Source organism: Mesonia ostreae, assembly GCF_031845265.1.
GTDB lineage: Bacteria > Bacteroidota > Bacteroidia > Flavobacteriales > Flavobacteriaceae > Mesonia > Mesonia ostreae.
This window is the reverse complement of the sequence record NZ_JAVRBG010000016.1, coordinates 1-20,453: the sequence shown is the minus strand read 5'-3', so window position 1 is coordinate 20,453 and position 20,453 is coordinate 1. Positions and strand designations below refer to the sequence as shown.

The following is a 20,453-nucleotide window of genomic DNA, read 5'->3' as shown; positions in this document are numbered from 1 at the left end:
AATAAAAATACATTGAACCAAAAGTTATTTTTAGAATTTGTGAATCCTATAAAAGATAAAATTTATCGTTTGTCTTTGCGGTTATTGGTTTCTAAAGATGCGGCAGAAGATGCCACGCAAGAAGTGATGATTAGGTTGTGGAAGATGAAAGATAAGCTAGAAGATTATAGGAGTCCGCAAGCTTTAGCCATGACGATTACCAAGAATTATTGTTTTGACCAATTAAAAGCCAAGAAGAACAACAACCTAAGAATTATACATAGCAATTACGAAGATGGAAAGAAGACTTCTTTACAAAATGAAATTGAAGCAAAAGATGAGCTTTTAAAAGTAAAGGAAATTATTAAAAACTTAACGGAACAGGAACAAATGTTGATTCAGTTAAGAGATATAGAGCAGTTGGAATATGAAGAAATGGTAGAAATCACCGAAATGAATCCTACTGCGATTAGAGTGGCACTCTCAAGAGCCAGAAAAAAAATTAGAAAAGAAATATTAAAAAAACACAACTATGGAATTGCATAAGATAGTGTCGCTTTTAGAAAAGTACCTTGAAGCAGAAACCACGTTGAAAGAAGAAAAATTACTGCAAGATTATTTTTCTTCGGGCAATGTAGACCCAAGTTTAGAGCAGTACCGTCCTTTGTTTCAGTTTTTTGCGACAGAGAAAGAGATTGTTTTAGCAGAAGAAGAAAAAGTGATTACGCTTCCGCGGAAGCTAAACAAAAAGAAATTACTGCTTACACTAAGCTCCATTGCAGCGATATTGGTTTTAGCACTAAGCGTTTTTCAATTCTCCGATTTTCAAAAAGGCCATACGGTGGTAGAAGGAAATCACGAGCTAGCGATGAAAAATACACAAGATCTATTTAATATGGTCACGGGAGCGGTAGCCAATAGTAAAGAGAATTTAATGTATTTGAGGGAAATTCAGAAAACAAAAAACAAATTGATAATAACGAAATAAATAAATAAAGATGAAAAAGAGTATTCTAATAGTTATGGCCATTTTGATGGCTCCCGTATTTGGGAACGCACAATCCTTTGAGCGTTATGAGAAGATGCGCGAAGTAAGCGCTATGGTGATCACAAGTAATATGTTTAAGCTTTTAGCCGAAATAGATTTAGATAGCGATGATCCAGAGATGCAGCAGTATATTAATCTTATAGAGAACTTAAAGAATATTAAAGTGATTTCTACGGAAAATACTGGAATTGGAGCAGAAATGAAACAAGACTTTAATAGTTACATAGGCTCTAGCTCTCTAGAAAAACTGATGAGCTTTAAAGATGATAAGAAAAATGTACAGTTTTATTCTAAACCCGGAAGCCAAAAAAACTATGTAAGCGAATTGCTGATGTTGATGCAGGGAGAGGATGATGGTAAACCTATGACGGTTGTACTTTCTATTACGGGCGATATAGACCTTAAAGAAGTGTCTAAACTAGCCAAAGATCTAGAAGTACCAGGTGCTGAAGAATTAGAAAAAGTAAATTAAGTTAGAGAAAACATGAAAAAGAAAATAAATATTTTAATGCTGTTGGTAGCTGGATTAGCCTTGGTTTCGTGTAATAATGAACCTACGCTGCAAAGTTATTATGTAGATCATCAAGACAATAAGAACTTTATGATCTTAGATTTACCGGCAAGCTTACTCCTAAGTGATAACTCTCAATTAGAAGAGAAAGATCAAAAAGTAATTAAATCTATAAAAAAAGCTGTGGTTTTAGCGCTGCCCTTAAACGGAAATAATCAAGAAATCTATGAAAAGGAACGCGATGTCGTAGAAAAGATTTTAGACGATAAGAAATATAATTTATTGATGCGTATGGGATCTGTACAAAGCGGAGTTAGAATTGCTTACTTGGGAGAAGAAGACGCTATAGATGAGATTATTGTCTATGGAAATGATGAGGAAAAAGGCTTTGCCTTGGCTAGAGTCTTAGGAGATAATATGAACGTAGGCGAAATAATGAAGTTGGCAAAATCTGTTGGGAACGGAGAGGTAAATGTCAATATAAATTCGTTAGAACCACTAATGGATATGTTAGGCAATCAAAAGGATAGTTTAAATAATAGAATAGACAAAAAACAAGGGCAACAAGAAGTTATAAAAGATGCTTCGGAAGATACTATTCAAGAGTCTGTGTAATCTGTATAAATTTGAAGGAAATAATTTAAAAAATCCCGAGTTTGGCTCGGGATTTTTTTATTCAATCTTAATTTTGTCTCCTAAAAATTTAGGCTTTACTCCAATAATTATATCTATAAAAGCTTTAGTTCTGGCAAAATATTCTCTCACGCTGGTTTTAAAGCCATAGTGTTGAGAAACATCTTGAGCGTTATAGCCAATGGCTTGGATATTGAAATGATTAGCTAAATAGATAGCGCGTTCATTATGAAAATTTTGAGAGATGATGGTAATACTGTCTTGTCCAAAAATTTCTTTTGCTCTTACCACAGAGTCTAGAGTTCTAAAGCCAGCATAATCTAAGAAAATCTTATCTTCAGGAATTCCTTTTTTAATGAGTTCTTTTTTAAAATCTTGGGGTTCGTTGTAATAGATGCTTCCGTTGTCTCCACTAATTAAAACAAAATCAATTTTATGGTTTTTAAAAAGTTCTACCGTAGCATCAATGCGATATTTAAAATATAAATTAATCTGTCCGTTCACTAAATACTTTGCGGTTCCTAAAACCATCCCCACTTTATTCTTTTCTATGGCTTCAACCTTAGAAAAAGTTTTGCCTATGGCTCCTTGAACTACAATCATATTAGAAAGCAGTATAAAGGCAAATAATAAAACAACTAATGAGATAAAGACAATAATTAGTTTTTTAATCATGGGAAAGATCTTTGCTCTTTTAGTCTCTCTTGAAGCTTTGAAAATCACGAATATTGATGTTGGAATACTGCGTCTTTTGATTTAACAATCGCTCATATTTACGCGTACGGCCAAACCACCTTCAGAGGTTTCTTTATATTTAGAGTTCATGTCTTTTGCAGTATCCCACATAGTTTCAATCACCTTATCTAAGGGGACTTTAGCTTTACTCGCATCGCTCTCTAATGCAATTTCGGCAGCATTAATCGCTTTTATGGCTCCCATCGCATTGCGCTCAATGCAGGGCACTTGTACCAATCCCGCAATAGGATCACAAGTTAAACCTAGATGGTGCTCCATCGCAATCTCACTCGCCATTAATACCTGTTCTGGAGAACCACCTAGAAGATGTGTGAGTCCGCCAGCAGCCATAGATGAAGAAACACCAATTTCAGCTTGGCATCCCCCCATGGCAGCAGAGATGGTAGCTCCCTTTTTAAAGAGACTTCCTATTTCTCCTGCAACGAGCATAAATTCTTTTAAATGCTCAAACGTAGCGTCGTGATTTTCTATAGTCATATAATACATCATTACGGCGGGTACGGTTCCTGCACTTCCGTTGGTTGGTGCCGTTACCACTCTTCCCAGAGAAGCATTGACTTCATTAACGCTGATAGCGTAACAACTTACCCATTTTAAGATTTCTCTAAATTTTACCTCAGTATTCCGGATCACTTCTAGCCACTCTTGGGGAGTATTGTATTTTCTATCGCCTATAAGTTTTTGATGCATTCCGTGAGCTCTACGCTGTACGTTTAATCCGCCAGGTAAGACTCCGCTAGTATGGCAACCTTCATACATAGATTCTAGCATCACTTTCCAAATGTCTTCTAAACCTTTATGGATTTCTTCTTCACTGCGTAGCGACTTCTCATTTTCTAAGACAATTTCTGCAATATTTTTATTTTCTTGTTTACAAAATGCAAGCAACTCGCTTCCTTTTTCTATAGAATAAGGAAACTGAGCAAAGACTTCATTATTTTGTTTGGCATTTTTTCGTTCTTCTTTCACTACAAAGCCACCGCCAATAGAATAAAAGGTTGCGGTAGAAGTATTTCCATTTTCTAAAGTGGCAGTAAATTTGATTCCGTTGGGGTGAAAATCTAAGAAGTTTTTATTGAAGATCACTTGCGTATTAGGATCAAACTCGAGTTGTTTTTCTCCGTTCAGCTCTAAGCGTTTAAAACTATTAATGGTATCAATAATTTCATCGAGTTGAGAGAGATCCATCGTTACGGGGTCATATCCGCAGAGGCCAAGTATAGAGGCAATATCTGTAGCGTGTCCTTCTCCCGTAAGAGATAAAGAACCATATAGGTCTACTTTAACTTCTTTTACTTGATTAAAAATATTTTTCACTTTCAATTCTTCAATCCATCGTTGGGCAGCACGCCACGGACCTAAAGTATGCGAGCTTGAAGGTCCAACCCCAATCTTTAACATGTCAAATACACTAATGCATTCTCTCTTCTCCATTTGAAAACTATTTTAAAAATTTACCAACTACAAAGATGGCAGAAATAATTGTGCTTTCCATAGCTGTCAAGCTTTTTTATTCCGCTTTAAGCGAAAATAGAGATAGTACCTTAAATAAACCAACGCTTGTCATTATATTAAGGTTTTAAAAAAGTATAATGACAACCTGTCACATTTTTTTTGCTGGCATAGAGATTGAATTATGCTTACCGAATTAAAAAACAAAAAATTAAAATATATAGTTATGAGTAAAATAATTGGAATTGATTTAGGAACTACCAACTCTTGTGTTTCTGTAATGGAAGGTAATGAGCCAACGGTAATTCCTAATGCCGAAGGTAAAAGAACAACCCCTTCTGTAATTGCTTTTGTAGAAGATGGAGAGATTAAAGTAGGTGATCCAGCAAAGCGTCAAGCGGTTACCAATCCAGAAAAAACGATTTCTTCTATTAAAAGATTTATGGGAAATAAATTCTCTGAGTCTTCTAGAGAGGCTGGTCGTGTAGCTTATAAAGTGGTTAAAGGAGATAACGATACCCCAAGAGTAGATATTGATGGTCGTTTGTATACGCCACAAGAACTTTCTGCTATGATTCTTCAAAAAATGAAGAAAACAGCAGAAGATTATTTAGGACAGGATGTATCTGAAGCGGTAATTACCGTTCCTGCATATTTCAACGATTCTCAGCGTCAAGCAACTAAAGAAGCGGGTGAAATTGCTGGCCTTAAAGTAAGAAGAATTATCAACGAGCCTACCGCAGCAGCATTGGCTTATGGATTAGATAAAAAAGGACAAGACCAAAAAATTGTAGTATTTGACTTTGGTGGTGGTACGCACGATGTTTCTATCCTAGAATTAGGAGATGGAGTATTTGAAGTATTAGCTACAGATGGAGATACACACTTAGGTGGTGATGATGTAGATGAGGTGGTAATCGATTGGTTGGCCGAAGAGTTTATAAAAGACGAAGACATTGATTTACGTAAGGATCCTATGGCTTTACAACGTCTAAAAGAAGCGGCAGAGAAAGCAAAGATTGAGTTGTCTTCTTCTAGTCAGACTGAAATTAACTTACCTTATGTTACCGCTACTTCTAGTGGACCAAAGCACTTGGTAAGACCTTTATCTAGATCTAAGTTTGAGCAATTAATTTCAGATTTAGTAAAAAGAACCATCAAACCTTGTGAAAAGGCAATGAAAGCTGCCGGAATTTCTAAAAGTGATATTGATGAAGTAATTTTAGTAGGTGGTTCTACAAGAATCCCTGCAGTACAGGAAGCGGTAGAAAAATTCTTTGACAAAAAGCCAAGTAAAGGAGTAAACCCAGATGAGGTAGTTTCTTTAGGAGCTGCAATTCAAGGAGGAGTTTTAACAGGAGATGTAAAAGACGTTCTTTTATTAGATGTAACGCCACTTTCTTTAGGTATTGAAACTATGGGAAGCGTGAACACCAAATTAATTGAAGCCAATACGACGATTCCTACTAAGAAATCTCAAGTATTCTCAACGGCGGCAGATAATCAGCCTTCTGTAGAAATTCACGTGTTACAAGGTGAACGCCCTATGGCAGCCGATAATAAGACGATTGGTAAATTTCACCTAGACGGAATTCCACCAGCACAAAGAGGAACTCCACAAATTGAAGTAACTTTTGATATCGATGCGAACGGAATTATTAAAGTAAGTGCCGAAGACAAAGCAACAGGTAAAAAACAAGACATTCGTATTGAAGCTTCTTCTGGATTAACTGAAGAGGAAATCGAGAAAATGAAATCTGATGCCGAAGCTAATGCTGAAGCAGATAAAAAGACGAAAGAAAAAGTAGATAAGCTAAATGAGGCGGATGCTATGATTTTCCAAACCGAGAAGCAAATTAAAGAGTTTGGAGATAAACTTTCTGATGATAAAAAGAAACCTGTAGAAGATGCTTTAGATGAATTGAAAAAAGCATACGAAACTAAAGAGTTGGAGAAAATTGAGCCAGCTTTAGATAAGTTGAACGAGACTTGGAAGAGCGTTTCTGAAGAAATGTACAAAGCCCAAGCCGAAGCACAACAAAATGGAGCTCCACAAGGAGAACCTGGAGGTAATGCTGAAGGCGAAGAAGCTAAAAGCGGAGACGACGTAGAAGACGTAGACTTCGAAGAAGTGAAGTAATACGCTTCCAAGAATCTAAATAATAGAAAAGCACGAAGATTTATTCTTCGTGCTTTTTTTTGGGCGTAATCCTTGCAGAAAAAGCAAGGGTCGGGCTTTTCGCTATATCTTTTTTGCTAGAAAAAAGCAAAAAAGGATGCCGCTGCAATCCCTTACGCAACAAAGAAATTAAACCAGATTTTTTTTTGATGTAAGCTAAATTGCTTTAATTTGTAATTAACATAACTCATACTCTATGAACCTTAAGAAAAAAGAAATTTACATTCCAATTTTGGTAACCATCGTCGTATTTGCTACCATGGGCTTTGTTCTTAAAGAGTTTGTGGATACTAGTGCTTGGTCTGCAGCTATCGGCGGTGTAATAGGATTTTTATCATTATACTTTTTTAGTTTAAGAAAAAAAAATAAAACGAAGTAGTTAAACTTAAAGAGAAAATTTTTGTGAATAAACCACTTCGTAAAAATCCTGATTAATCCTGTAATTTTTTGTACTTAAAATCGACAAAATTTTAAATTGCATTATTTTTTAAATTAAAATAGTCAGATGAATTAAACGAATTTTGACTAATTAAATAATACTAATCGCAACTCCCAAAAAGAGGTGCGTTTTTCTATATTAAAACTATGAAAAATAAAACCTTATATTCTATTTTAGATTTAGCTTCTGTAGCGCAAGATTCTAGTATTAAAGAGACCTTTGCAAAGAGTTTAGATTTAGCTCAACAAGCAGAGAAATGGGGCTACCATAGATTTTGGTTGGCAGAGCACCACAATATGAAAAGTATTGCCAGTGCAGCAACATCAGTATTGATAGGTCATATTGCTGGAGGAACTCAAAAAATACGAGTAGGTTCTGGAGGCATAATGTTGCCCAATCACTCTCCTTTAATCGTTTCAGAACAATTTGGAACTTTAGGAAACTTGTATCCCAATCGCATCGATTTAGGTTTGGGAAGAGCACCAGGAACAGATCAAGAAACGGCACAGGCCATTAGATCAGATCGAATGAAAGCCGTGCATCAATTTCCAGAGGAGGTAGATAGAATTCATCATTTCTTTTCCGAAGAAAATAAAGAGCGAGTGCGTTCTTATGTTTCAGAAGGAGTAGAGGTGCCTATTTATATTTTAGGATCCAGTACAGATAGCGCTCACGTTGCTGCTAATAAAGGTTTACCTTATGTATTTGCCAGTCATTTTGCACCCGCACAATTACATAAAGCTTTAAGAATTTATCATGAAAACTTTCAACCTTCAGCATATTTAGATAAGCCCTACACCATTGCAGGGATTAATGTGGTTGCTGCAGATACGAATGATGAAGCCGAAATTCTTTCCACGTCTATGTTACGAATGATTTTGGGTGTGGTAACTGGTAATATTGATTATTTACAAGCTCCGACTTCTATGACAACCGAGTTGAAAGAAATTGCCAATCATCCTAGTATTCAGCAAATGATGCGTTATGCTTTTATAGGTGATAAAGAAAACGTAAAAATTAAAACAAAAGCGTTTTTAGAAGAAACTCAGGTAGATGAGGTCATAGTTGCGTCTTATATTTATAAACAAGAAGATCGCTTAAAATCTTATGCCATGTTTTCTGAAATTATGCAGGAATTGCAAGAGTAAAAAATGAGTTGTGCCTGACTAAGATAATAGATTGCTTCTTGTTTAGATAATAGATTTAACTTTTATTATCTAGTTAGTAATAGTTTCCTATTTAAGAGTTATTGATTTTGAAGAGTGAACCGACTCAAAAGCATCAACAACTTTCATTCTAAACCTGCCCGTACCATTCAGGCGGGTTTATTTCAGAATCTCACCAAATTAGTTTACAAATCACTACGAGAACCAGAAATAAGCGCTTCAGAATGAATTCACTGCGGACGGGTTCAAGTTAACAAGATCTAGAACTTCAATCAGGCACTATGAATTAAAAAAACGCAAGCCTTTTGAGCTTACGCTTTTTATTTCCGTTAAGAAAAAGTTTTCACTACATATTCACTTAATCCTTCAGAGAGTTTAATTTACGGAGGTTCTTGATTGTCACGTCGAGCGGAATCAAGACGTTTTTGCATAAACCTTCAATTGCCCTCAAGCTTAAAAAAATTATTTTTTACTTACCTTCTTGTCTAATTTTAAGATTTTACGATGCTGTTTGATTAAATCTTTTAATTCTTTCCCGTACTTAGATTTTCTAACTTTCTTATCATAAGAATTATAAACGGTATCTAAATATTTTACATTGGCATCAAAAGCCTCGGTGATGATAATGTAAGGCGAAGCTTCTTTGTCTTTATGTGTAATCGCGTAGTTAACGGTATACAAATACTTTCTCTTTAGTATATTTTCATAAGATTTATTCACGGCTAAAACTTTTTCTTGATCTCCAGCTTTTTCCGCATCAAAACTGGCTTTGACTAAATCTAAATTTTGCTCGCTAAATCTTTTGATAATGCCTTCGTATTCTTCTAGAACTACCTGATTTTTAGATCCGGTAATCTTAGCATCACTTACAAAATTATTTAGACTAGAATTAATGGTCATTTCTCCTTCTTCCGCAAAGAAATCTACAATATCATCATTTCTATCGCCGTCTGATTTGTCTAGGTAAAGAAACATAATTTCAGGCTCCTTTAAAAATGCTTCTAGCGTATAGTTCGCATCTCCATCAATAACCACAGAGTCTACATTCACTACCAAGGTATCTTCTATTTTTTGTAAATAAAGCTTACCTTGTTTAAGTCCTTTAATGTTTCCGGTAAGCGTAAAATTGGTTTCTTTGGTCTGACAAGAAACGATAAGCAATAAGCTAACTGCGGCAATAAATATTTTTCTCATTTTCTTTTTTAATTGGGTGCAAAGATGCTTTTTTTATTGAATCCCACCAAAGGATTTTAGTACTTGAAAGATGAAATAATAATTAAAAATTTCTTCTGAATTGGGTTTTATAGTTTATACTGATTCAATAATTAAACTATCGATTACAATGAAATATTAGTGGAAGAGAATCATTCTTAAACTCCAGCCGAAGCTACTTCCATCAATACTGCACAAAGATAAGCAGCCCAAGTACCAACCACATAACCCATCACCGCCAAAAGTACGCCTACCGTAGCTAAAGAAGGATGAAAAGCAGCAGCAACTACGGGCGCAGAAGCAGCGCCTCCTACATTTGCCTGGCTTCCTACCGCCAAGAAAAAGTAAGGAGCCTTAATAAGCTTGGCAACTCCAACCAGTAAACCAGCGTGAATTGTCATCCAAACCAAACCGATAGCGATAAGACCTGGGTTTTCAAAAATCATCAATAAATCCATTTTCATTCCAATAGTAGCCACTAGAATGTAAATAAAAATGCTTCCTATTTTACTCGCTCCTGCACCTTCATACTTTTTTGCTTTAGTAAAAGAAAGTATAATCCCAATAAGCGTAGAGATGGTAATCATCCAAAAGAAAGTAGAGGTAAAGGAAGATAGGGCAGAAGACTTGTCGTTAAAAACCTCAAAATTATTAGATAAACCAGCAGAAATCCCATCGGCTCCCCAATGTGCAAAACCTACTGCTCCCAAAGCTAATCCTAACATAATCATATAGTCGGCTAGGCTTGGAGTTCTACTGATGCCAGCGGTATAATCTTGAACTTTATTTTTAAGTTTAGTTATAGCCGAAGAGTCTGCTTTTAACCACTTGTCAATTTTTTCGGTTTTTGCAATTCCCATTAAAATTACGGCCATCCATAGATTAGCCACTACAATATCTACGAAAACCATTCCGCCATATTTCTCTGGATTAAACTTGAATATTTCTAGCATGGCTGCTTGGTTGGCGCCACCACCAATCCAACTTCCTGCAAGAGTAGCTAAACCTCTCCAAATCGCATCTGGTCCAGAACCACCAACGGTTTCGGGAGAGACGGCCGAGATTAATAAGATGGCCAAAGGACCTCCAATCACAATCCCAATAGTTCCTGTAAAAAACATAATTAATGCTTTGGGGCCTAGATTAAAAATTGCTTTTAAGTCAATGCTCAAGGTCATTAAAACTAAGGATGCGGGAAGGAGATATCTACTAGCAACAAAATAAAGCTGAGATTCTTCGGCACTTATAATTCCTAGCGTATTGAAAATAGCTGGAAGTAAATAGCACATTAAAAGTGCGGGGACTACTTTGTAAAAGCTTTTCCAAAATCCAGTTTTGGCAGATGAAGTGTAAAATACTGCAGCCAAGATGAGCATTAAAATTCCGAAGACGATAGCATCGTTTGTAAAAACAGGTGCGTTTTCCATAAAAATGTTAATTTTTGGTAAATATACTTACTTTAATAAAACATCAAATAAATTACCAAGAGACTTCTTATTTTTGTTGAATAAATGCACGAATGCTCTCCATAAGTTTTGGAGAAATAGCAAGATCTTTATTATAATACGTTTTTTGATTCACCATATCATTTTGTCCCTTAACATCCACTAACACGTAATTCATATTTTCAATCAACTTGTTTGAAGCAGAGGGTTTAACTTTATTTAGTTGCTCAAAATTATCTAAACTTGCTTGTAAGTCTTTCCCTCCATGCAGAAGAAGTACGGGTATATTAAGCTTTTTGATTTCCTCTTCGGGAGAATATGCCATCCAAGAAGCCATAAAAGGTTGTAAGTTTTTTCGCAAGATAGATTCTAATGCAGGGCTGTAATTATACACTTTTCCGCGTTCTTTTAATTCCGCGAAAGCGCGAACCGCATCTTCACTTAAACCAGGAGCCTGATTCTTAATTTGATCGATAATAATTTGATCAATGCTTTCTGCAACTCCGCCAATGCTAATAAAACCATCTGCTAATTCTTGAGCCGCTAGCATTCCCACCAAAGAACCTTGACCGCGGCCTATAATATATAGGGAAGAAAATTTATTTTTATTTTTAAAATATTTTAGAGACGCGATAGCATCTTCAACAAAAAAGTCAAATCTAAAATCTCTTTCTCTAAGTTTTAATTTTTCAGCTCTAAAAATTCTCTTGTCATACCTAAACGTAGCAATTCCATTTTGCGCTAAAGCTTCGGCTAGTTTTTTTGTAGCATTATTGATCTGTGTTCTCTCATTGCCGTTACGATCTACAGCTCCCGCATCATTTAATATAATGGCTAACGGACTTGAATTAACTGAGGTAGGAGTAACCAGCGTTCCTTCTACAAACTGATTTATCTTTATGTCGTGAGAAACAATTTTGGTTTGAGCCATTGAAAGTTGAGCAAAACCTATCAATAATAAAATATAGAACTTTTTCATACCATTTAATTTCTTTGAATAAAGAACGATACTTTAAACCGAATGTTGTTTATGAATGCGGTGAAGTTATGATAAAGAAAAACTTTTAATTGAAGTAAATTATTACTTTTGCAGAAAAAAAGTTTTGAAGAAAATTATCTCCTTAAGTGTGCTTTTGTTGTTTTGTGTAACTTCTATAAAAGCATTGGCTACCGAAGATTGGGGCCAGAATGGACATCGGTCTACAGCACAAATTGCGCAAAAACACCTTTCTAAGAAAGCCATAAAAAGAATTACTAAGTTATTGGATGGTAACAGCATCGCAATTGCTTCTACGTATGCAGACGAAATTAAAAGTGATAAAGCCTTTAGAGGTTATAATAAATGGCATTATGTAAACATTCCTTCTGGGAAAACCTATGCAGAAGTAGAGAAAGAGCTTGGTGAGAATGCAGTTTGGGGAATTGAAGAGTGCATTTCTAAATTACAATCTGAAGATACAGAGCGTAGAGATAAGCAATTTTATCTAAAAATGTTGATTCATTTAGTAGGTGATTTGCACCAACCTTTACACGTAGGTCACGCGTATGACAAAGGAGGAAATGATATAGATGTAAAGTGGTTTGGGAAAGATTCGAACTTACATCGGGTGTGGGATTCTAATATGATTGATAGCTACGATATGAGCTTTACGGAATTATCTACGCACGCTCGAAAACTTTCTAAAACAGAGATTAAAGATATAGCCAAAGGAAACGCTGAAACTTGGGCTTTGGAGTCACGAACTATGGCAGAATCTATTTATCAATCTGTTGAAGAGAATAAAAATTTAGGATACCGTTACATGTACGATTGGTTTCCGCAATTAAAAATTCAATTGCAAAAAGGCGGCATTAGATTAGCCAAAATCTTGAACGAATTATATGGTTAGGCTATGATTGTTTCGCTGAACCAAGCAAAAATTTACAATTACTACTACTATATAATCCCTCACAGCATAACTGTGGGGGATTTTTATTAGCGCTTAGAAATTTTATTTTGAGAAATGCTCTTTTGTCGGCTAGACTTAAAAGTCTTTGTATCCTCAGGTCTTAGTTTAGCGTGTTTTGTTTTTCTTCCCTGTACGCGAGCTCTCCACATTCTAAAGCTAGAAGCTTTCATTTCGCGTTGCATGATTTTAATTACCTCGTCTTCGGTGACCTTAAACTGAAATTCTATCGCTTCAAAGGGAGTTCTATCTTCCCAAGCCATTTCTATAATTCTATCTAATTCTCTTTCCGTAAAATCTTTTTCTATATTCATTTTATAATTCTAAAGGTTAAATTAATTCGTTCTCCCACTTTTTTTTTGGTTTTTGGGATTTCGTGTTTCCAGTAATGTTGTGTAGTTCCTTTCATTAACAAGAGACTTCCGTTTTCTAGTAAAATTTTATGTCTCTCTTCTTTTAAGTTGTTGTGTTTTAATTTAAAAAATCTTGGCGCACCTATACTAATAGAAGCTATCTGCGGATTAGATCCTAACTCCTTTTCATTATCTGCGTGCCAGCCATTACTATCTTGTCCGTCTCGATATAAATTCAAAAGACAAGTGGTGAAATGAATTCCGGTAATGCGCTTTAATCGATCTCTTAAGATTAAAAGTTCTTCGGAAAATAATTTGGGTTCCATTTTAATACCAGAATAAGAATATGTTTTTTTATTCTCAGCAAATAAAGCTGTAAGTCTGGGTTGGGCGTAAGTTTTGCCAAAGACTTTAATATCGTCTTGCTGCCAATCAACCTGAGTTCTTAAGGTTTCAAATAAAGAATCGCATTCAGATGCTTCTAGAAAATTGCTTTCATAATGAATATCGGCATCGGGTAGAAATAGAGGTATCATAGTACGTTGTCACGGAATTATATCAATTTAATTATTTAATGTAGTATTCTTAATTTGAATTATTTTTTGTTTAGATGAAATCGAAAAATTAATGCATAGTTTTAACTACGGATTTATTTATTGATGAAAATTAGGCGTAAATGAAACAAATTATATGCGAGAATAAGTAGTCAAAATGGTATTAATATTGCAAATAAAAATAAGCCCACCAAATCAATAAAAATTGAAGCGGCAGTCTTAATATTAAAGCCCATCTAGGAATACCCGCTCCAGCTTTCTTTGAACTTAACATATAAAAATGCACTAAAAGAAATACCAATAACATAGATATAATACCATAAATAGCCCAGTCTTTATAATCTTTAAATAGAAGGAGAGTACCCAATAAAATTTCTGCTGCTCCACTTAAATAAACCAAACTGAGGTGTACTGGTAAATACCTAGGCATAATCCTTAGGTACGTTTTGGGTTTTATAAAGTGAAGAGTTCCAGCGAGAATATACATACCGCTCATAAGGTATAAGTGCCAAGTAAAGTATTCCATAGGAGGAAAGGTAAATAAATCACCCATAATACACATAAGGTTTAACTATTTTTAAGTCTTGTAGAACAAATATTGTACAGGTAATTTCATTCGTTGTTCTTTTTAATAAAATTATTTCCTTTACTTCCAGCGTTTTAAATCTAACATGAACAATTTACAAAAAAAACTTACAATTTCTTTTGTTATAGTGGAATAAAAGGTTGTATATTTGCACCCCGCTTTGGCGCGGTAGTTCATTGATTATTTACGGATTGTTTTTCGAAAAAAAAAGTTTTAAATATTTTTTCAAAAAAGCCTTGTGATAGTAAAAATAAGTATTAGTTTTGCGTCCGCTTAGCGAATTAGTTGGGTGCGTTCTTAAAAAGTTTTGGCTTCTGAAAAAAAATAAAAATTATTTCAATTTTTATTTTGCCACAAAGAAAAAACGTTTTACATTTGCAGCCGCTAACACGATAAGTGTTAAGAGTTCTTAAAAAAATTAAATTTAAAATCCCTTGGATGGGCGAGAAAAGAAGAGGTTCGATTCCTTTTATTTTAACTAGAAAAGTTATGAGAGTAGCTTTTAAATAAGTTCATTGAAGTATTGAATTGACAGTGTATCTTTAGAATAGCGCAAGTTATTTAAAAAGAAACGAATAAAGATTAAGATTTTATAGAATAATTTTGAGTCTTTACTGAGATGTAAATTTCGGTAATTAAAAATTCCAGTTGATTAGTTATAGTATTGTAAAATTATAATGAAACAACGATGAAGAGTTTGATCCTGGCTCAGGATGAACGCTAGCGGCAGGCTTAACACATGCAAGTCGAACGGTAACATTGGTGCTTGCACCAGATGACGAGTGGCGCACGGGTGAGTAACGCGTATACAATCTGCCTATTACTGGAGTATAGCCCGAAGAAATTTGGATTAACCCTCCATAGTATTAAGAGATGGCATCATTTTTTAATTAAAACTACGGTGGTAATAGATGAGTATGCGTCCCATTAGTTAGTTGGTAAGGTAACGGCTTACCAAGGCAGCGATGGGTAGGGGTCCTGAGAGGGAGATCCCCCACACTGGTACTGAGACACGGACCAGACTCCTACGGGAGGCAGCAGTGAGGAATATTGGACAATGGAGGCAACTCTGATCCAGCCATGCCGCGTGCAGGAAGACTGCCCTATGGGTTGTAAACTGCTTTTATAGAGGAAGAAACCTCTCTTTGCGAAGAGAATTGACGGTACTCTACGAATAAGGATCGGCTAACTCCGTGCCAGCAGCCGCGGTAATACGGAGGATCCAAGCGTTATCCGGAATCATTGGGTTTAAAGGGTCCGTAGGTGGACTAATAAGTCAGTGGTGAAAGTCTACAGCTTAACTGTAGAATTGCCATTGATACTGTTGGTCTTGAGTCATTATGAAGTGGTTAGAATGAGCGGTGTAGCGGTGAAATGCATAGATATCGCTCAGAATACCGATTGCGAAGGCAGATCACTAATAATGTACTGACACTGATGGACGAAAGCGTAGGTAGCGAACAGGATTAGATACCCTGGTAGTCTACGCCGTAAACGATGGTTACTAGCTGTTTGGTCGATTGAGACTGAGTGGCTAAGCGAAAGTGATAAGTAACCCACCTGGGGAGTACGTTCGCAAGAATGAAACTCAAAGGAATTGACGGGGGCCCGCACAAGCGGTGGAGCATGTGGTTTAATTCGATGATACGCGAGGAACCTTACCAGGGCTTAAATGTAGTCTGACGTACTTGGAAACAGGTATTTCTTCGGACAGATTACAAGGTGCTGCATGGTTGTCGTCAGCTCGTGCCGTGAGGTGTCAGGTTAAGTCCTATAACGAGCGCAACCCCTGTGGTTAGTTGCCAGCGAGTGATGTCGGGAACTCTAGCCAGACTGCCGGTGCAAACCGTGAGGAAGGTGGGGATGACGTCAAATCATCACGGCCCTTACGTCCTGGGCCACACACGTGCTACAATGGTAGGGACAGAGAGCAGCCACTTCGCGAGAAGGAGCGAATCTATAAACCCTATCACAGTTCGGATCGGAGTCTGCAACTCGACTCCGTGAAGCTGGAATCGCTAGTAATCGGATATCAGCCATGATCCGGTGAATACGTTCCCGGGCCTTGTACACACCGCCCGTCAAGCCATGGAAGCTGGGGGTACCTGAAGTCCGTTACCGCAAGGGGCGGCCTAGGGTAAAACTGGTAACTAGGGCTAAGTCGTAACAAGGTAGCCGTACCGGAAGGTGCGGCTGGAACACCTCCTTTCTAGAGCAAGTACTTTTAAGTACACGCGCAATACTAGAATCGACTACGGAACTCTAAAAGAGTTTTATAAGATCTTAATTCTGTCAATTTATATACTAAAGATAATGCAGTCTCATAGCTCAGCTGGTTAGAGCGCTACACTGATAATGTAGAGGTCGGCAGTTCGAGTCTGCCTGAGACTACGAAAGTAGTTAAAGGAAGAAGGCTACAATTTAATTAATAATTATGAAAGATTAATTATTGCTTAAAAAAGTTCATAAAGATTATAAAGGAAATTCTGGAAGTTGAGTAGTGGTTATAGTCTAACTACTAACTACTATGTACTAACTACTGGTATATGGGGGATTAGCTCAGCTGGCTAGAGCGCCTGCCTTGCACGCAGGAGGTCATCGGTTCGACTCCGATATTCTCCACTTTTTAATTAAGAATTGATAATTATTAATTTTTAATTATTGAACGTTCATTGACATATTGAAAGAATAAAGAATACGAGAGAACTCTGTAGCTTATTTATAAGCACAGAAAATAAATATATTAAATTAATTTACTAGAGATAGTAAAGAGCAATTTAGGTAAAAGACATAAGCTTTTTAAGGGCGTATGGGGAATGCCTAGGCTCTCAGAGGCGATGAAGGACGTGATAAGCTGCGAAAAGCTGCGGGGATTGGCACATACAAATTGATCCGCAGATATCCCAATGGGGCAACCCACTATACTGAAGGTATAGTATCCGCAAGGAGGCAAACCCGGAGAACTGAAACATCTAAGTACCCGGAGGAAGAGAAAACAATAGTGATTGCGCTAGTAGCGGCGAGCGAACGCGCAGAAGCCCAAACCATACCGTTTACGGACGTTATGGGGTTGTAGGACCACGACATTTAACACTCGATGAACTAGAACAAGTTGGAAAGCTTGGCCAAAGACGGTGACAGCCCGGTATAGGTAAAGGAAGTGAAGATAGTGGTATCCTGAGTAGTGCGGGGCACGTGAAACCCTGTATGAATCCGGCGGGACCATCCGCCAAGGCTAAATACTACTGAGAGACCGATAGTGAACCAGTACCGTGAGGGAAAGGTGAAAAGAACCTTGAATAAAGGAGTGAAATAGACCCTGAAACCATACGCTTACAAGCGGTCGGAGCAGACTTCGGTTTGTGACGGCGTGCCTTTTGCATAATGAGCCTACGAGTTACCGTTGCCAGCAAGGTTAAGATTTTAAGAATTGGAGCCGTAGCGAAAGCGAGTCTTAATAGGGCGATATAGTTGGTAGTGGTAGACGCGAAACCGTGTGATCTACCCTTGGGCAGGTTGAAGCTTTGTTAACCCAAAGTGGAGGACCGAACCCGTTGACGTTGAAAAGTCTTGGGATGACCTGAGGGTAGGGGTGAAAGGCCAATCAAACTCGGAAATAGCTCGTACTCCCCGAAATGCATTTAGGTGCAGCGATAATTTAGTTTTATAGAGGTAGAGCTACTGATTGGATGCGGGGGCTTCACCGCCTACCAATTCCTGACAAACTCCGAATGCTATAAAATGATTTTTATCAGTGAGGGCATGGGTGCTAAGGTCCATGTCCGAGAGGGAAAGAACCCAGACCATCAGCTAAGGTCCCCAAATATATGTTAAGTTGAATAAACGAGGTTGAACTGCTTAGACAGCTAGGATGTTGGCTTGGAAGCAGCCATTCATTTAAAGAGTGCGTAACAGCTCACTAGTCGAGCGGTTCGGCATGGATAATAATCGGGCATAAACATATTACCGAAGCTATGGACTTATGACATTAGTTATAAGTGGTAGGGGAGCATTGTAACAAATTTGAAGGTGTACTGCGAGGTATGCTGGATTGGTTACAAAAGAAAATGTAGGCATAAGTAACGATAATGCGGGCGAGAAACCCGCACACCGAAAGACTAAGGTTTCCTCAGCTATGCTAATCAGCTGAGGGTTAGTCAGGACCTAACGCGAACCCGAAAGGGGTAGTGGATGGACAAGCAGTTAATATTCTGCTACCTGCTTTACAACAAAAGTGACGGAGGCATAAACTTGGTGCGTACTGACGGAATAGTACGTTGAAGTAATCGATAAGATTACGATAGTACACTTAAGCTACGGCGGCGGTGATAATCCAGGGGAGTGACTTCCAAGAAAAGCGAGTAAAGCAGCCTGTACCGTAAACCGACACAGGTAGTTGGGATGAGAATTCTAAGGTGCTCGAGAGATTCATGGCTAAGGAACTAGGCAAAATAGACGCGTAACTTCGGGAGAAGCGTCGCCCACAGCAATGTGGGCCGCAGTGAAAGAGTCCAGGCGACTGTTTATCAAAAACACAGGGCTATGCTAAATCGAAAGATGATGTATATGGCCTGACACCTGCCCGGTGCCGGAAGGTTAAGAGGAGATGTTAGCATTAGCGAAGCATTGAATTGAAGCCCCGGTAAACGGCGGCCGTAACTATAACGGTCCTAAGGTAGCGAAATTCCTTGTCGGGTAAGTTCCGACCTGCACGAATGGTGCAACGATCTGGACACTGTCTCAGCCATGAGCTCGGTGAAATTGTAGTATCGGTGAAGATGCCGATTACCCGCTGTGGGACGAAAAGACCCCGTGAACCTTTACTATAGCTTAGTATTGACTTTGGACAAGTGATGTGTAGGATAGGTGGGAGACGTTGAAGCTGCATCGCCAGGTGTGGTGGAGTCATTGTTGAAATACCACCCTTTACTTGTTTGAAGCCTAACTTCCACTGGAAGGACAGTGCTTGGTGGGTAGTTTGACTGGGGTGGTCGCCTCCAAAAGAGTAACGGAGGCTTCTAAAGGTTCCCTCAACACGGTTGGTAATCGTGTGTAGAGTGCAATGGCAAAAGGGAGCTTGACTGAGAGACATACAGGTCGATCAGGTACGAAAGTAGAGCATAGTGATCCGGTGGTTCCGCATGGAAGGGCCATCGCTCAAAGGATAAAAGGTACTCCGGGGATAACAGGCTGATCTCCCCCAAGAGCTCATATCGACGGGGGGGTTTGGCACCTCGATGTCGGCTCGTCACATCCTGGGGCTGGAGAAGGTCCCAAGGGTTGGGCTGTTCGCCCATTAAAGTGGCACGCGAGCTGGGTTCAGAACGTCGTGAGACAGTTCGGTCTCTATCTACAGTGGGCGCAAGAAATTTGAGTGGATCTGATCCTAGTACGAGAGGACCGGATTGGACAAACCTCTGGTGTACCAGTTGTTCCGCCAGGAGCACTGCTGGGTAGCTACGTTTGGAAGGGATAAGCGCTGAAAGCATATAAGCGCGAAACCCACCACAAGATGAGATTTCTTTAAAGGGTCGTGGGAGACTACCACGTTGATAGGCTATAGGTGTAAAGGCAGTAATGTCATAGCCAAGTAGTACTAATAACCCGTATAGCTTATGTACTCTTCCCCCGGGCAACTGGGGGAGGTAAATTCCTAATGCTATGTATATTATCTCGAAGTCTTTTTTATTTTTTCCATATGTCAACTTATTAGATGGCTGTTTGCTATAACAATCAAACACCTATCACCAGTTTAAGGTGATTATAGCAACGGGGCTCACCTCTTTCCATTCCGAACAGAGAAGTTAAGCCCGTTAGCGCAGATGGTACTGCTTATTGTGGGAGAGTATGTCGTCGCCTTTTTTTATAAACCCTTTACTTAGATTAAGTGAAGGGTTTTTTTTATGACCTTTTTTTAAGGATTAGACTAGGTAGATTTAGAGATAGGCCATACGATTGTAAAGCGACTTGGGACATTGTAACACTAGATTAACGCAGCGGGATACTCCCGAAGCTTTGGGGGTGCACCAGTCTTTATTTGGAAAATACATCTAATTATTTTTTGACTCGATTACAGTTTCGCTTTCCGACTACTTCAAAGAGATTGTGGCTTCGATACCCCCGAAATTTCGAGGCTGTTGTAAATAACTTAGCCACCGAAAAGCATTTTTAAGATTTCACTTCGATTTCAGTTT

The 20,453-nt window shown here is 37.9% G+C and carries 16 protein-coding genes, 2 tRNA genes and 3 rRNA genes; 13 read left to right on the top strand and 8 right to left on the bottom strand.

Annotation, left to right across the window (positions count from 1 at the left end; genetic code table 11):
* Positions 1-12: 12 nt before the first annotated feature.
* The 4 genes from RLT85_RS13485 to RLT85_RS13470 are packed head-to-tail and all read left to right on the top strand — an operon-like array spanning position 13 to position 2,153.
* The gene (locus tag RLT85_RS13485; RefSeq protein WP_311402572.1) at positions 13-525 is read left to right on the top strand and encodes a GFO_1088 family ECF-type sigma factor; all 513 of its coding nucleotides are present in this window, start codon (positions 13-15) and stop codon (positions 523-525) included.
* Positions 512-967, top strand: coding sequence for a PG0215 family putative anti-sigma factor (locus RLT85_RS13480; protein ID WP_311402571.1), 456 nt, complete (start codon positions 512-514; stop codon positions 965-967). The genes RLT85_RS13485 and RLT85_RS13480 overlap by 14 nt, the downstream gene beginning before the upstream one ends.
* A 10-nt stretch (positions 968-977) precedes the next feature.
* On the top strand, positions 978-1,499 hold the full coding sequence (locus tag RLT85_RS13475; protein ID WP_311402570.1) for a GFO_1090 family protein: 522 nt from the start codon (positions 978-980) through the stop codon (positions 1,497-1,499).
* Positions 1,500-1,511: 12 nt separating this feature from the next.
* Entirely contained in the window at positions 1,512-2,153 is a 642-nt protein-coding gene (locus tag RLT85_RS13470) for a GFO_1091 family lipoprotein (protein WP_311402569.1), read from the top strand.
* A gap of 57 nt (positions 2,154-2,210) precedes the next feature.
* Here the strand turns inward: RLT85_RS13470 and RLT85_RS13465 are convergent, their stop codons facing one another.
* Both RLT85_RS13465 and RLT85_RS13460 read right to left on the bottom strand, forming a co-directional pair.
* Complete coding sequence (locus RLT85_RS13465) at positions 2,211-2,846, bottom strand: SanA/YdcF family protein (protein WP_311402568.1); 636 nt, start codon at positions 2,844-2,846, stop codon at positions 2,211-2,213.
* Between the two features lie 81 nt (positions 2,847-2,927).
* Positions 2,928-4,361: an L-serine ammonia-lyase gene (locus RLT85_RS13460; protein ID WP_311402567.1), complete on the bottom strand. Its 1,434-nt coding sequence runs from the start codon at positions 4,359-4,361 to the stop codon at positions 2,928-2,930.
* A 244-nt stretch (positions 4,362-4,605) separates the two neighbouring features.
* Between RLT85_RS13460 and dnaK the strand changes: the two genes are divergently transcribed.
* The 3 genes from dnaK (at position 4,606) to RLT85_RS13445 (ending at position 8,145) form a co-directional block, all read left to right on the top strand.
* Positions 4,606-6,519: a molecular chaperone DnaK gene (gene dnaK / locus RLT85_RS13455; protein ID WP_311402566.1), complete on the top strand. Its 1,914-nt coding sequence runs from the start codon at positions 4,606-4,608 to the stop codon at positions 6,517-6,519.
* 235 nt (positions 6,520-6,754) lie between these two features.
* Positions 6,755-6,937 (top strand): hypothetical protein, encoded by a 183-nt coding sequence (locus RLT85_RS13450; protein ID WP_311402565.1) that lies wholly within the window; start codon positions 6,755-6,757, stop codon positions 6,935-6,937.
* Positions 6,938-7,143: 206 nt separating this feature from the next.
* Positions 7,144-8,145, top strand: a complete 1,002-nt coding sequence (locus tag RLT85_RS13445; RefSeq protein WP_311402564.1) for an LLM class flavin-dependent oxidoreductase — start codon at positions 7,144-7,146, stop codon at positions 8,143-8,145.
* Between the two features lie 480 nt (positions 8,146-8,625).
* On the opposite strand, the gene RLT85_RS13440 is transcribed toward RLT85_RS13445, so the two are convergent.
* The 3 genes from RLT85_RS13440 to RLT85_RS13430 form a co-directional block, all read right to left on the bottom strand.
* The gene (locus RLT85_RS13440) at positions 8,626-9,357 is read right to left on the bottom strand and encodes a DUF4369 domain-containing protein (RefSeq protein ID WP_311402563.1); all 732 of its coding nucleotides are present in this window, start codon (positions 9,355-9,357) and stop codon (positions 8,626-8,628) included.
* A gap of 176 nt (positions 9,358-9,533) precedes the next feature.
* On the bottom strand, positions 9,534-10,802 hold the full coding sequence (locus RLT85_RS13435; RefSeq protein ID WP_311402562.1) for a DUF819 family protein: 1,269 nt from the start codon (positions 10,800-10,802) through the stop codon (positions 9,534-9,536).
* Between the two features lie 67 nt (positions 10,803-10,869).
* On the bottom strand, positions 10,870-11,799 hold the full coding sequence (locus RLT85_RS13430) for an alpha/beta hydrolase (RefSeq protein WP_311402561.1): 930 nt from the start codon (positions 11,797-11,799) through the stop codon (positions 10,870-10,872).
* Positions 11,800-11,923: 124 nt separating this feature from the next.
* On the opposite strand from RLT85_RS13430, the gene RLT85_RS13425 reads away from it, so the two are divergent.
* On the top strand, positions 11,924-12,709 hold the full coding sequence (locus tag RLT85_RS13425) for a S1/P1 nuclease (RefSeq protein ID WP_311402560.1): 786 nt from the start codon (positions 11,924-11,926) through the stop codon (positions 12,707-12,709).
* 86 nt (positions 12,710-12,795) lie between these two features.
* Here RLT85_RS13425 and RLT85_RS13420 read toward each other — a convergent pair whose 3' ends face one another.
* From RLT85_RS13420 to RLT85_RS13410, 3 genes are all read right to left on the bottom strand, one after another.
* Positions 12,796-13,080 carry a TIGR03643 family protein gene (locus RLT85_RS13420; protein ID WP_311402559.1) on the bottom strand — a complete coding sequence of 95 codons (285 nt, stop codon included), beginning with the start codon at positions 13,078-13,080 and terminating at the stop codon, positions 12,796-12,798.
* Positions 13,077-13,655 carry an alpha-ketoglutarate-dependent dioxygenase AlkB family protein gene (locus tag RLT85_RS13415; RefSeq protein ID WP_311402558.1) on the bottom strand — a complete coding sequence of 193 codons (579 nt, stop codon included), beginning with the start codon at positions 13,653-13,655 and terminating at the stop codon, positions 13,077-13,079. Before RLT85_RS13415 ends, RLT85_RS13420 begins: the two co-directional genes overlap by 4 nt.
* 181 nt (positions 13,656-13,836) lie before the next feature.
* Positions 13,837-14,226, bottom strand: a complete 390-nt coding sequence (locus RLT85_RS13410; protein WP_311402557.1) for a DoxX family protein — start codon at positions 14,224-14,226, stop codon at positions 13,837-13,839.
* Positions 14,227-14,944: 718 nt separating this feature from the next.
* Here RLT85_RS13410 and RLT85_RS13405 point away from each other — a divergent pair.
* The 5 genes from RLT85_RS13405 (at position 14,945) to rrf (ending at position 20,121) form a co-directional block, all read left to right on the top strand.
* A 16S ribosomal RNA gene (locus RLT85_RS13405) occupies positions 14,945-16,468 on the top strand.
* Positions 16,469-16,576: 108 nt separating this feature from the next.
* A tRNA-Ile gene (locus RLT85_RS13400) sits at positions 16,577-16,650 on the top strand.
* A gap of 157 nt (positions 16,651-16,807) precedes the next feature.
* Positions 16,808-16,881: transfer RNA gene (locus RLT85_RS13395), tRNA-Ala, on the top strand.
* 166 nt (positions 16,882-17,047) lie between these two features.
* A 23S ribosomal RNA gene (locus RLT85_RS13390) occupies positions 17,048-19,880 on the top strand.
* A 132-nt stretch (positions 19,881-20,012) separates the two neighbouring features.
* A 5S ribosomal RNA gene (rrf, locus tag RLT85_RS13385) occupies positions 20,013-20,121 on the top strand.
* The 16S, 23S and 5S rRNA genes sit together here with 2 tRNA genes alongside, the layout of an rRNA operon.
* The last annotated feature ends 332 nt before the right edge of the window (positions 20,122-20,453 follow it).

Bases quoted from the DNA above. Each gene is read 5' to 3' on its own strand.
- dnaK (WP_311402566.1), top strand. From the start codon at position 4,606: ATGAGTAAAATAATTGGAATTGATTTAGGAACTACCAACTCTTGTGTT.
- RLT85_RS13465 (WP_311402568.1), bottom strand. From the start codon at position 2,846: ATGATTAAAAAACTAATTATTGTCTTTATCTCATTAGTTGTTTTATTA.
- RLT85_RS13435 (WP_311402562.1), bottom strand. From the start codon at position 10,802: ATGGAAAACGCACCTGTTTTTACAAACGATGCTATCGTCTTCGGAATT.
- RLT85_RS13450 (WP_311402565.1), top strand. From the start codon at position 6,755: ATGAACCTTAAGAAAAAAGAAATTTACATTCCAATTTTGGTAACCATC.
- RLT85_RS13480 (WP_311402571.1), top strand. From the start codon at position 512: ATGGAATTGCATAAGATAGTGTCGCTTTTAGAAAAGTACCTTGAAGCA.
- RLT85_RS13430 (WP_311402561.1), bottom strand. From the start codon at position 11,799: ATGAAAAAGTTCTATATTTTATTATTGATAGGTTTTGCTCAACTTTCA.
- RLT85_RS13445 (WP_311402564.1), top strand. From the start codon at position 7,144: ATGAAAAATAAAACCTTATATTCTATTTTAGATTTAGCTTCTGTAGCG.
- RLT85_RS13420 (WP_311402559.1), bottom strand. From the start codon at position 13,080: ATGAATATAGAAAAAGATTTTACGGAAAGAGAATTAGATAGAATTATA.
- RLT85_RS13410 (WP_311402557.1), bottom strand. From the start codon at position 14,226: ATGGGTGATTTATTTACCTTTCCTCCTATGGAATACTTTACTTGGCAC.
- RLT85_RS13475 (WP_311402570.1), top strand. From the start codon at position 978: ATGAAAAAGAGTATTCTAATAGTTATGGCCATTTTGATGGCTCCCGTA.
- RLT85_RS13470 (WP_311402569.1), top strand. From the start codon at position 1,512: ATGAAAAAGAAAATAAATATTTTAATGCTGTTGGTAGCTGGATTAGCC.
- RLT85_RS13415 (WP_311402558.1), bottom strand. From the start codon at position 13,655: ATGATACCTCTATTTCTACCCGATGCCGATATTCATTATGAAAGCAAT.
- RLT85_RS13440 (WP_311402563.1), bottom strand. From the start codon at position 9,357: ATGAGAAAAATATTTATTGCCGCAGTTAGCTTATTGCTTATCGTTTCT.
- RLT85_RS13460 (WP_311402567.1), bottom strand. From the start codon at position 4,361: ATGGAGAAGAGAGAATGCATTAGTGTATTTGACATGTTAAAGATTGGG.